Here is a 12,850-nt window from a genome sequence, read left to right as displayed (position 1 = left end):
AGTATGAAACTTCTAGTCACCGGTGGAGCTGGCTACGTAGGCAGCGTTGCCGCAGCAGTTCTTGTTGAACGCGGACACGATGTCACCATTATCGATAACTTCAGCACAGGAAACCGTGAGGCTGTACCTGCCGGTGCAACCCTCGTGGAAGCAGAAGTCAGCGAAGTTGTGGATGAAGTACTAGCTCAAGGTGGCTTTGAAGGAGTTGTACATTTTGCAGCTCGCTCCCTGGTTGGAGAATCAGTAGAAAAGCCTGCTGAGTATTGGCAACACAATGTGGTCACTGCTCTCACCTTGTTGGATGCCATGCGCAAGCACAACGTGAACAACCTCGTGTTCTCCTCCACCGCAGCCACCTATGGTGAACCAGAAGTTGTTCCCATTACTGAGGACGCCCCCACTAGCCCCACCAATCCTTATGGTGCCACCAAGCTAGCTATCGATCACGCCATCACCTCCTATGCCAATGCATATGGACTCGGTGCCACCAGCCTGCGTTATTTCAACGTGGCTGGCGCATATGGAAACATCGGCGAAAACCGAGAGATTGAAACCCACCTCATCCCTTTGGTGCTCCAGGTAGCTACCAGCCACCGCGAAAAGATTTTCATGTTCGGCGATGACTGGCCCACTCCAGATGGAACTGCAGTCCGCGATTACATCCACATCCTGGATCTGGCAGAGGCACATGTGTTGGCACTGGAATCCAATACCCAGGGCACTCACCGCATCTTCAACCTGGGTTCTGGCGATGGATACAGCGTTAAGCAGGTTGTGGAAATGTGCCGCGAAGTTACCGGTCATCCCATTCCAGCTGAGGTTGCTCCCCGGCGCGCAGGCGATCCAGCCACCCTCATTGCTTCTTCTGAAAAGGCAAAGAAGGAACTCGGGTGGAAGCCACAACGTACTGACCTCCGCACGATTGTGGAAGATGCTTGGGCTTTTACCTCCCAATTGGGAGATCGCGCCCACGCAGCTCGTCGCAAATAATCTTTCTTATGCAGCCTCAGCAGATTTCTTCTGTTGGGGCTTTTTTGCTTTAGTTTTCTTTCCCGGAGCCGCTGAAAACTGCTTTCTCACAGCTCGATTGCCCTTAAGGCAGGCATCAATCAGCCCTTGAGAATATCCTTCAACCATGCCCTGGCGCAGCAATTGGCTGAGGTTATGGGATGGTACTTCTCGAATTGCTGCGTCCAGAGCTGGAATAGCTTTCATGCCTAAGTCCATGGAGATGACCGACAAAGCATAGAGGCACAGCGCATTTGCCCGAATCTCCCCGCCGAAGGTGCGTCCAATTGCTAAAAATAGCGGTGCACACACCCGGGGCGAATCCACACAATGATGCAAAATGGAATCCCGCAGGAGAATTCGAGCTACAAATACGCCACCATCGCGCAAGATTTCCGGGCTTTGCATTATTTTTTCTGCGGTGATGGAATCCTGTTTGATCGAAAGTTGTAGTACCAGCTCGTTGAATTGCTCCAATGCCGCTTCATATGCTCCGCCAGTGTGGTCGCTTTCGATTGCTTCTTCAATTTCGAGTCCCATGCTTTTAACTCGGTCCAGGAGGGAGGAAATCACGTCATCTGCTAAGAATCCATTACCCGATTCAAAAACTGAATAGGCATCGGAGCGGGTTGCTTCTGGGAGCTGCCCATTTTCTAACATCTTTGAGGTGGCGATCGCAGCCATAATGGGTGAAATGGTGCCGGACTCCCATTCGGACATACCGTAGTCACACACGCCGAGGGCTTCTTCGGTAGGGCCGAACACTAGTTGATAGGGTTCGCCACTAAAAATTGCCTTAGTAAACCAGCAGCCGATGATCTCCTTGGAGTTATTGTCACCGAGTTTAAAGAGCTCTTCAGCAATCTCTTCAATCTTGTCTAGGGGCTGATTGGTGGAAATGATAAAACAGAAGGTGATATCAGGGTTGAGGTGTGTGAGAGTTCTTTTTACCTCTTGAAGCAGGTGTGGGTGCTCAATATCAATTCTTAAAACGGGTCCGAGGTCAAAGCGAGTGGCGTGGTCTTGGTGGAAAAGGGTAATAAATACAAGGGACTCAGCTGGATAAAAACCGAGGATTCCAGGCACATTGGCAAGGAGCTCACCAGGAGTTTTGAGGGTGGACGGCTGCGGGCTTTGGGCTTGTTTATCTGACATGCTGCACAGTATGCAAGGATTTTGCGGCCCTGTCTCTAGCCGATATTTTTGGGACGGGTTTTTCTGTGGATAAAATTTTTTATCCACAGCCTCTTTGAGATAACAGGATAAAAGCGCAGTTCACACTGGTTCCTATTAACGCAATATTGACACTTTCCCAGGTCCCCACACTATGATCGACCCAAGCGTTTAGGGTGATCCCCTGCAACGCCCCAATGAAGATCCTTCCCTCATATGAGAAGAACCTAACATTGATGTAATTTTGTGGGATTATTTTTCGGCAAGGTTGCGTTGAAGTAAACAGTTGCCTTTGGTGTGAGCTAAACACCTTAAAAAATGTGGCAAAGAACTGCACTTAAAGAAGCATTGAGCAGCAGAAACAAAAGCTTCAGGTTCTCTCTTCAGGGTTCTTTACGTGGCGTTCACTCTGATATGAGTCTGGTGTAAAAGGAGGAAAAATGTCGGATAACAATGATCGTATGTACGAGCTTGAATACCCGTCACCTGAGGTGAGCGGAAGCAGCGCTGAGGGCCCCACTCTCATTGTTGCCTTACAAGGCTATGCAGATGCAGGACATGCAGTGGAGGCTAGTGTCTCTCACCTGCTGGCAGCACTTGATCATCGCCTGATTGCCTCCTTTAATAACGATGAACTCATTGATTATCGTTCCCGCCGCCCTGCCGTAGTAATTGAGCACAATGAGGTCACCGAAATTGATCCGCTCAGCTTGGGTCTGCATGTTGTTCGCGATAATGACAACAAGCCTTTCCTCGTCTTAGCGGGCCCGGAGCCTGATCTTAGGTGGGGTGATTTTAGCCATGCAGTTGCCGATCTTGCGGATAAGTTTGGTGTGGAAAACACCATTTGCTTGTACGCAGCTCCAATGACTGTGCCTCACACCCGCCCTACTGTGGTCTCTGCGCACGGCAATTCTGCCCAGCGTTTGAAGGATCAGTTCACCATGGATGCGCGTTTAACCATCCCTGGTTCTGCTTCTTTGATGCTGGAGAAGGAGTTGACTGGCCGTGGTAAGAATGTTGCGGGTTATACCGTGCATGTCCCCCACTATGTCGCTGCGTCTGCCTACCCTGCAGCGACCTTGAAGCTGCTGCGTTCCATCTCTGAGTCCGCAAACCTAAATCTGCCACTCATGGCAATTGAGCGCGATGCCGATAAGGTACAGCGTCAATTGATGGAGCAAACTGCTGATTCTTCCGAGATCCAGCACGTTGTGGGTGCGCTTGAGCAGCAGTATGACGAGGAGCTCGAGCGTTACCGCAGTCGCCATTCTCAAGCTGTGTTGCCGGGTGAATCCGAGCTTCCCAGCGGTGATGAAATCGGTGCCGAGTTTGAAAAGTTCCTTGCCGAACTAGATGACAACGGCGGCTCAGAAGAATCTGAGAACAAGGAGTAAAACAAGGATCTCATAAGCCTTTAATCGAGGCTTATGAGATCTCTTTTTTGCTTTTCGACGCGGCCACTGTGGTCGGGTGCCCCCGATGTCCCCGGGTTAGCTACGCTAGTTAACTGTGAACCTTTCTCAAATGTTGCCGGATCTTTCAGACGTCCCCGAAAGCCTGATGGATGAATCCATCTTTGATAGCTTTTTGGCGTGGACGCGTGAACGTGGGATCTCCCTTTATCCTGCCCAGGAAGAAGCTGCCCTGGGTATCCTCGCCAAGGACAATGTCATCCTGGCTACCCCAACCGGTTCAGGTAAATCCATGGTGGCAATTGCCGCTCATTTTATCGCCATGGCCCGCGGTGAGCGCAGTTTTTATACCGCCCCCATTAAAGCCCTAGTGAGTGAGAAATTCTTCGCACTCTGTGAAATCTTTGGCGCAGAAAACGTCGGCATGATGACTGGCGATGCCACAGTTAATGGCAAAGCACCAATTATTTGTGCCACTGCAGAAATCGTGGCCAATATTGCTCTACGCGATGGTGCCGCAGCGGATATTGACCAGGTAGTCATGGATGAGTTCCACTACTACTCTGAGCCAGACCGTGGTTGGGCCTGGCAAGTGCCTCTTTTAGAGCTACCCCGTGCGCAGTTCCTCTTAATGTCTGCGACCCTTGGCGATACTGAATGGTTGGAAAAAGACCTCAGCGAACGTACTGGGCGAACCACCAACTTTGTCGGTGGCACCGAACGCCCCGTTCCCTTGGAATTCTCCTATGTTTATACCCCCATTCATGAAACCATTGAAGAGCTGCTAAAAGGCGGCAAAGCTCCCATTTATGTGGTGCACTTTACCCAGCGTGACGCCATCGAAAGAGCACAGTCGTTAACTTCCATGACCATTATCAATGGCGAGGAAAAAGAGCGTATTGCTGCTGAAATTGGTGACTTCCGTTTCAGCACCACCTTCGGTAAAACCCTCTCCAAGCTGCTGCGCCGTGGCATCGGTGTGCACCACGCAGGCATGCTGCCCAAGTACCGTCGCTTGGTGGAAAAACTCTCCCAAACAGGCCTTTTGAAGGTTATCTGTGGCACCGACACTCTAGGTGTGGGCATTAACGTCCCCATTCGTACCGTGTTGATGACAGGCCTGGTGAAGTTTGATGGTTCCCGCGAGCGCGTGTTGAAGTCTCGTGAATTCCACCAGATTGCCGGCCGTGCTGGCCGCGCTGGCTACGACACCATCGGTACGGTGGTCATCCAAGCTCCCGAGCATGAGATTGAAAATCATCGTCTCCGCGAAAAGGCGGGCTCTGATCCTAAGAAGCTGAAAAAACTTCGTCTCAAAGCTACTCGCCCGGGTGAAGTGACCTGGACTAAGAAGACCTATGAGCGTCTCACCACGGCTGAACCGGAGCAGTTGACCAGCAACTTTAAAGTCTCCAACTCCATGCTGCTTAATGTCATCGCGCGCGATGGTGATGGCTTTGAGCATATGAAGCACCTGTTGCGTTCAAACCATGACACCCGAACCAAGCAGAATAAGGACATTCTTACCGCGATTGAGCTCTTCCGTGGCCTGCTCAATGCTGGCATCGTGGAGAAAGTTCCCAATGGGCCAGACTCTAATGGTCGCTACTATGCCCTCACTGAGGATCTCCAACGCGATTTTGCCCTCAACCAGCCACTTTCTCCCTTTGCTTTGGCTGCGCTGACCTTATTGGATAAGGAATCAGACACCTACACTCTTGATGTCATCAGCGTGTTTGAGGCAATCCTAGAAGATCCCCGGCAGATCCTTATTGCCCAGCAAAAGGCCAAGCGAGGAGATGAAATTGAAGCGCTGAAGGCTGAAGGTGTGGAATACACCGAAAGAATGGCACTGATTGAAGATGTCACCTGGCCTAAGCCACTAGAAAATGAGCTGGAACAAGCCTTTGAGACCTTCCGCGAAGGTCATCCTTGGGCTAAGGAATTTGAGATCAAGCCCAAGTCTGTTGTACGCGACATGATTGAACACGGCATGACCTTCTCGGATTTGGTGGCCACCTACGGAGTTGCTCGATCAGAGGGTGTAGCGCTGCGCTATCTCACTGATGCATGGCGCACCCTGCAGCACTCCTTGCCACAGGAAGCAACCACTGAGGAGCTTAATGACGTGGTCGTTTGGCTGGGCGAGCTCATCAAACAGGTGGACTCTTCCCTGGTAGATGAGTGGGCACAAATGGCAGATCCTGATGCGCCGATTTCTAAGGAAGCCCTGGAACGTGAGCTGGCCTTCGGTGTCGAGGATCCAACTGCGCTCAGCGCCAACCGTCGCGCATTTAGTATCATGATTCGAAACGCCATGTTCCGCTTGGTAGAGCTCTTTGCTTATGAAAAGGAAGACCAGCTAGCAACCATGACGGAGTATCTGGATGAGGTTCCAGACTTTGGCGCAGCCATGGATGCATACTTTGAGGAATATGCTGATCTAGATACCGGCCCTGCTGCGCGTGGACCTGAGTTCTTCAAGCTTGAACAAAGCGGCAGGCTGTGGCAGGTGCGTCAAACAATCAAGGATCCAGAAGGAGATAATTCCTTTGCCTTTGTAGCAACTGTGGATCTTGATGCCTCTGATGAAGCAGGTGAAGTGCGTTTTAAGACGCTGGAGCTCGATTACAACTAAAATGTGCGCGCCGGGGTGGTTACCCCGGTGCGTGCCTTTAGGGGCGCGGTGCGGGGCGGCGTCGATAAGCGGGTTTTTAGGTCAATTCAGCGGTTAAACCTATAGAGCCAGCGTATTGAATTGTGAGTTACTGTTTTTCATTACACATTTCTTAGTTATCTGGATAGTATTATAGGCATGAGCAATAAAGAGTACCGGCCTACCCTTGCGCAGTTGCGTACATTCGTTACCATCGCCGAATGCAAACATTTTGGTACCGCTGCAGCTAAATTATCTATTTCCCAGCCTTCCCTCTCGCAGGCTTTGGTTGCTTTGGAACATGGTTTGGGGGTGCAGCTTATTGAACGCTCCACTCGCAAAGTTATTGTGACCCCAGCTGGCGAGAAGCTTCTTCCTTATGCCAAGGCCACCTTAGATGCCGCTGACTCCTTCCTTTCCCATGCTCAGGGCGCTAATGGTTCACTTACCGGGCCGTTGACTGTGGGAATTATTCCCACTGCCGCGCCTTATATTTTGCCTTCAATGTTGGCCATTGTGGATGAGGAATATCCGGATTTGGAGCCACATATTGTGGAGGATCAGACCAAGCACCTCTTAGCTTCCTTGCGCGATGGGCGGATTGACGTCGCCATGATGGCTTTGCCTTCTGAGGCTCCCGGAATGAAGGAAATTCCTCTATATGACGAGGACTTTATTGTCGTCGTGCCTGCTAAACACCAATTTGCCGGACGTCAAGACCTGCAGCTCTCGGCTCTGGATGACCTCGATCTCCTGCTGTTGGAAGATGGCCACTGCCTGCACGATCAGATTGTGGATCTGTGCCGACGCGCAGAGATTAATCCGATTAGTTCCACCACTGCCGTTACCCGTGCATCCAGCTTGACCACCGTTATGCAATTGGTTGTTGCTGGACATGGTTCCACTTTGGTTCCTGTCAGCGCGGTTCCTTGGGAATGCACCCGCCCGGGACTAGCCACTGCGAACTTCAGCGGTGATGTTACTGCGAACCGTCGCATGGGCTTGGTTTACCGTTCCTCTTCATCCCGTGCTGAAGAGTTTGAGCAATTTGCCCGCATTTTACAGCGGGCTTTTATGCGCGCTTTGGACCATGCGCGCGAAACTGGCATTGAGATTAAGTCTTCATCCCCATCGCTTGGAGTTTAGGGTTTAGCAGTTTTAGAGTTCGGTGATTTATTGCTCGGTTTTCTTGGCTCTAAGCTTTGAGGCTCGTGCATGAATAAGCCCGTAACGTGCACTTTTCAGGAGCACGTTACGGGCTTTTCGTGTGGCGCTAGTGTTTTGGGTTTGGGGTCTGGGGCTAGGGCGCTAAACCCGGAGCTCGGCCGGAATTGCGCCACCGCTCATCTGCCGATAAAGGTGGGCGCAAGCGAGGAAATAAGCCGGAATTAGCACAATAAATCCGAGCAAAAGTGTCACCAAGCCAAAAACTACCAGTACAAAACCACCAAGGATTTGGAAGAGCAAGAGCTTGGGGTAATTCCGCGCAGCATCCTTAATTCCCTGGGAGACCGCACTGGCCGCGGTGTGCTTGCCATCAGCTGTATAAAAAGTCCAAAAACTGTACAAGGGGCTCAACAGGGCGATAATCAAAAGCCCAACTGCCAAAATTCCCAGGCTGGATTCGTCAACGGAGAAAGTACCAGCAACCTCATCAACAGTAATCGCATTTGTTGCTATACCAGAGGAAATACTGCTCAGTACCAGGCTAAACACGCCGATAATAAAGAGCAGTAGAACTGTTTGGCTAACATTTTGCGGTTTGAAAAAGTCTCTCAGCGCGGTTTTTTGGCCATCAACTGCCACCAACGCTCCCGCGAGAACAGAAATTGTCACCGCGGAACTGATAATAAACATCAGCACATTCACTGCAAGATTTGCTGGCGAAAGCATACTATTACCCGCAGTTGCGGTGCCTTCAGGATCGATGGCAAAAGCAATCATGCCACTGAGCCCACTAATCAGCATATAAGCGATGCCCAAAACTATCGTGCCCAAGATCCAAATCGCGGGATTGGCAAATACAGTGCGGAATCCAAATTTCACAGCCCGCATAAGGTCAACGTGGCCAGTGCCAGTTTCCAATGGGAGCTGCCCCGCGGTACCGCTTTGATAAGCGTCCGCGCGGTAGCCAGCACCTTGGAAGGCTCCTGCCTGGTAGCCAGCATTAGGGTCGGGGTAAGGGTTTACGCCATAGCTACCCTGCTGGCCAGCGGAATAGCCACTATAGGGATCCTGCGCCTGTGACCCTGCTGCACCGTAGGGGCGAAGACCTCCTGGTGCATCTTCAGGGTGCGAGGTAGGTTCATATTTTGGACGCACCCCAGCACTCCATTCGCTTTGTCCATAACGCTGAAAACCATCTTCATCGAAGCGATCGGCATCAGAATGTTCCCCGCCGGAGTTTTCCGCATCGAAGTTGTCTGCGTTGTCCTTGTCTTGACTGTCTTGACTCATGGTTTTCTAAGTACTCCCCTAGCTAAATCTGTACGTCAAATCTCATATGACACAACATGACCGAATGTTCACTTTTCCACCCTACCTGTCTTACAGGTTAAGGAGTCGTCGTATTTTTTAACAAACTAGTAGAATATTCCCCTAGTCATGACTACTTCTGAATCCAACCTTTCCAAGGCATCACTTTATGAACTCCTCGAGGGAGTCTCCCTAAACGAAGAACGCACGTTTAGGCGTCGATTGTCCAAGGCCCGCGCGCCCAAGGCGCTTGCTGCCATTAAAGCTGACATCGACAAAGCACGAGCGCTTTTCGACGCAAAAACGCAGCTTATTCCCGATATCTCCTATCCCGAGACTTTGCCAGTTAGTGCACGTCGGGATGATATCGCGGAGGCAATTCTTAATAACCAAGTAGTGATCATTGCTGGTGAAACCGGTTCCGGTAAAACCACCCAGATTCCTAAAATTTGTTTGGAGCTAGGCCGTGGTCGCCGTGGACTTATCGGTCACACTCAGCCTCGTCGACTAGCAGCGCGTACGGTGGCCGAGCGCATTGCCGATGAATTAGATCAAGAAATTGGCCAGACCATTGGCTATGCGATCCGCTTTGACGACAAAGTCTCGCCCAAAACCGCAGTGAAGTTGATGACCGACGGTATCCTCCTCGCCGAGATGCAGCGTGATCGCTTTCTCAATGCCTATGACACCATCATCATTGACGAAGCCCATGAGCGCTCCCTCAACATTGACTTCATCCTGGGTTATTTGCGTCAGCTCCTGCCCAAGCGCCCCGACCTCAAGGTCATTATCACCTCCGCAACCATTGATCCTGAGCGCTTTGCCGAGCATTTTGCCGACGTTAACAAAAAGCCCGCTCCCATCATCGAGGTGTCCGGCCGTACATTCCCCGTAGAGATCCGCTATCGCCCATTAGAAATCCAAGAAGGCGATAAGACCATTGATATCGATCCCCTCGATGGACTGTGCTTTGCACTAGAAGAGCTCATGGAGGAAGGCGATGGCGATATCCTCTGTTTCTTCGCTGGTGAAAGAGATATTCGCGATGCCATGGAAGCCATCGAGGGACGCCGGTGGAAAGGTGTCGAGGTCACTCCCCTTTTTGGTCGACTGTCCAATGAGGAACAGCACCGCGTCTTTAGTCCGCACTCCGGGCGGCGCATCGTGCTTTCCACCAACATTGCCGAAACCTCTTTGACGGTTCCCGGTATTCACTATGTTGTTGATACTGGTACCGCGCGTATTTCCAGATATTCCGTGCGCACCAAGGTCCAACGCCTGCCTATTGAGCCGATTTCCCAGGCCAGCGCCAATCAGCGTTCGGGACGTTGTGGCCGTGTTGCCGATGGTATTGCCATCCGCTTGTACTCCGAAGAAGATTTTGCCTCACGCCCAGAATTTACTGATCCCGAAATTCTGCGCACCAACCTTGCCAGCGTCATCCTGCGTATGGCTTCGCTGCGCTTGGGCGATATTAACGAGTTCCCCTTTGTACAGCCCCCTGAGCAGCGCTCTATTCGTGATGGCATCTTACTACTCCACGAGTTGGGCGCATTGGCCGAGGATTCCGCAGAGGATGGCTCTCCCCGTCTAACTTCCATCGGGCGCGATCTGGCCCTCATTCCTGTCGATCCACGCATGGCCCGCATGCTGGTGGAAGCCAATAAACTTGGTGCACTTTACCCAGTCATGGTGATCGTGGCCGCAATGACCATTCAGGACGTGCGCGAGCGTCCCCTGGAGTTCCAAGCTCAGGCGGATCAATCTCATGCCCGATTTAAAGACACCACCTCTGATTTCCTAGGCTTCCTCAAGCTCTGGGAATACATTTCCGACCAGCGCGAACAGAGCAGCGGAAATGCCTTTAGAAAACAGATGAAAAAAGAGTTCCTGCACTATATGCGCATCCGCGAATGGTGGGATCTTGTCCGTCAGCTCGAGCAGGTGGGCCAGCAACTTGGATGGGACAAAAAGGAAAACGTAGCTAACGCTGCCGCTCCTGATGTTATCCACCAGTCCTTGCTCTCTGGTTTGCTCTCCCAAATCGGTGCCCGTGATGGTGAAAGCCGGGAATTTTCCGGTGCCCGTGGCACCAAATTCCTCGTCTTCCCAGGTTCTGCCCTTGCCAAGAAGCCACCACAGTTTGTTATGGCTGGACAGCTTGTGGAGACCTCACGTTTGTGGGCTCGCGATGTGGCCAAAATTGAGGCCGAGTGGGTTGAAAAGCTCGCCGGCTCCTTGTTGAAGTACCAATATTCTGAGCCTTATTGGTCTTCCAAGCGTGGAGCTGCGATGGTGCACCGCAAGTCAACGCTTTATGGCGTCACGATCATTGCTGACAAGGTTGTTCCCTATCATTCGGTTGATCCAGTTGCGGCTCGCGATATGTTCATCCGACATGCTCTAATCGAAGGTGATTGGAACACCCATCACCGCTTCTTCCACGACAATGCAGAAAAGCTCGAGAAGATCGGTGAACTTGAAGCCAAGGCACGTCGCCGCGACATTATTGTTGATGAAGAAACTTTATTTAACTTCTACGATTCAAAGCTTCCCGAAAATGCCACCACCTCCCGCAATTTTGATTCCTGGTGGAAGAAGACCTCGAGGCAACAGCCTGACCTTCTAGACTTTGACCCAGAAAAGCTCATGAATGAGGAAGCCAACAGCATTAGCGAAGAGGCTTTCCCCGATAAGTGGTTGAAGGGCAATTTGGTCTTTGATCTCACTTATCACTTTGAACCCGGCCACCGTGATGACGGTGTCACCGTTCTCATCCCTATTCCTGTATTGGGCGGTCTTGATACTCAAGGATTCGACTGGCTAGTTCCAGGTGTAAGGCTTGACCTCGTTACAGAACTTATCCGCAGTCTGCCTAAGGCACTGCGCCGAACTGTAGTGCCTGCTCCGGAGTTTGCTAAGCGTTCGCTTGCACTGCTGCACCCCTATGCGTCTCCCCTGACAACGCAATTGGCCGATGCGCTCCGTCAATTGGGCGGCGCCGGTATCAATGCCAGCGATTTTGACCCAACTAAGCTTCCCGATCATCTCCGCATTACCTATGCTGCAGTTGACCGCCGAGGCAAGATTATCGACCGCGATAAGGATTTGGACAAGCTTAAGCAGCGTCGCGCCAATCAAATCAAGGCATCGGTTTCTAGTGTGGCCAAGGACTCTGAGCAAGACGAGACCAAGGAGTGGACTGCCCAGACCTTGGGAACGATCGATGAAGAAATCGAAACCGTTGTAGATGGCCAAAAGGTATCTGCCTATCCAGCTCTTGTGGTTTCTCCAACTGGTGTCTCCGTGAAGGTACTGCCTACTAAGGCAGCAGCCGACGCCTCCATGATCACCTCGACTTTGACCTTGCTCATGCGAGAAATTGAAGTGTCGGCAAAACAAATGGTCAAGGGCCTTCCCCTGCAGCAAAAGGTGGCGGTGGACAATTATCCCCACGGCGGAGCTGAGGGTTTGGTCAGTGATGCCAAAGTGGCTGCTATTAGGGATCTTATGATCGCCAATGGCGGTGCTGTTCGCTCTCCAGATGAGTTTCAGGAGCTTCTCGCGAAGGTAAAGCCCGCCACACCTGGCGCAGTGCGACGCACTGTAGTGGATCTTGCACCGGCTTTGGTGCATTATGCATCACTTAGATCTGAGGTTAATCAGTGGACCGGTGCTGCAATCGACGACATTAAGTCTCAGCTTGAATTCCTCTTACCCAAACAAGCCATCAGTATTCATGGAATCAGCCGCCTACGGCATCTTCCCCGGTACTTGCATGCGATTGAAATCCGTATGGAGGAGATGTCTCTAAATCCCGATCGAGATGCGGACCGCCAAGATGAGGTAAATGCAGTAGAAGAATATCTTGAATCTCGCCTGCAAAAACTGCCAAGCCAAAGGCGTAATACTCGAGAGGTTAAAGATATTTTGTGGCAGATCCAAGAACTGAGGGTAAGCCTCTTTGCCCAACGCCTTGGAACTCCGCAACCTGTATCCGCCCAGCGAGTACGCAAGGCTGTAGACAAGCTTCGTTAATAATCCCATTAAGAGACTAAAAGATCGTCTCCGGTTCCCTTCAAAGGGAAGCTGAGACGATCTTTTCTAGTTTTGAAGCTTTATT

At 51.4% G+C, this 12,850-nt stretch carries 7 protein-coding genes; 5 read left to right on the top strand and 2 right to left on the bottom strand.

Going from position 1 to position 12,850, the window contains the following annotated elements; all coding sequences use genetic code 11:
• Positions 1–3: 3 nt before the first annotated feature.
• Positions 4–990, top strand: coding sequence for a UDP-glucose 4-epimerase GalE (galE, locus tag SFC07_RS02680; protein WP_411206680.1), 987 nt, complete (start codon positions 4–6; stop codon positions 988–990).
• 6 nt (positions 991–996) lie between these two features.
• Here the strand turns inward: galE and SFC07_RS02675 are convergent, their stop codons facing one another.
• Positions 997–2,163 carry a DUF4192 domain-containing protein gene (locus SFC07_RS02675; protein ID WP_411206679.1) on the bottom strand — a complete coding sequence of 389 codons (1,167 nt, stop codon included), beginning with the start codon at positions 2,161–2,163 and terminating at the stop codon, positions 997–999.
• A gap of 458 nt (positions 2,164–2,621) precedes the next feature.
• Between SFC07_RS02675 and SFC07_RS02670 the strand changes: the two genes are divergently transcribed.
• The 3 genes from SFC07_RS02670 to SFC07_RS02660 all read left to right on the top strand — a co-directional run bounded on the left by SFC07_RS02670 (position 2,622) and on the right by SFC07_RS02660 (position 7,398).
• Positions 2,622–3,578, top strand: coding sequence for a PAC2 family protein (locus tag SFC07_RS02670; RefSeq protein WP_411206678.1), 957 nt, complete (start codon positions 2,622–2,624; stop codon positions 3,576–3,578).
• A 115-nt stretch (positions 3,579–3,693) separates the two neighbouring features.
• A complete protein-coding gene (locus tag SFC07_RS02665) occupies positions 3,694–6,234 on the top strand; it encodes a DEAD/DEAH box helicase (protein ID WP_411206677.1) in 2,541 nt (846 codons plus the stop codon).
• A 177-nt stretch (positions 6,235–6,411) separates the two neighbouring features.
• Positions 6,412–7,398 carry a hydrogen peroxide-inducible genes activator gene (locus SFC07_RS02660; protein WP_411206676.1) on the top strand — a complete coding sequence of 329 codons (987 nt, stop codon included), beginning with the start codon at positions 6,412–6,414 and terminating at the stop codon, positions 7,396–7,398.
• A gap of 162 nt (positions 7,399–7,560) precedes the next feature.
• On the opposite strand, the gene SFC07_RS02655 is transcribed toward SFC07_RS02660, so the two are convergent.
• Positions 7,561–8,709, bottom strand: coding sequence for a hypothetical protein (locus tag SFC07_RS02655; protein WP_411206675.1), 1,149 nt, complete (start codon positions 8,707–8,709; stop codon positions 7,561–7,563).
• Between the two features lie 147 nt (positions 8,710–8,856).
• Here SFC07_RS02655 and hrpA point away from each other — a divergent pair, with 147 nt between their 5' ends.
• On the top strand, positions 8,857–12,765 hold the full coding sequence (gene hrpA / locus SFC07_RS02650; protein WP_411206674.1) for an ATP-dependent RNA helicase HrpA: 3,909 nt from the start codon (positions 8,857–8,859) through the stop codon (positions 12,763–12,765).
• Positions 12,766–12,850 lie beyond the last annotated feature (85 nt).

It is taken from the genome of Corynebacterium callunae, assembly GCF_046592015.1.
Lineage (GTDB): Bacteria > Actinomycetota > Actinomycetes > Mycobacteriales > Mycobacteriaceae > Corynebacterium > Corynebacterium callunae_A.
The sequence above is the reverse complement of the archived record's forward strand: the minus strand, read 5'-3'. Positions and strand labels throughout refer to the sequence as shown.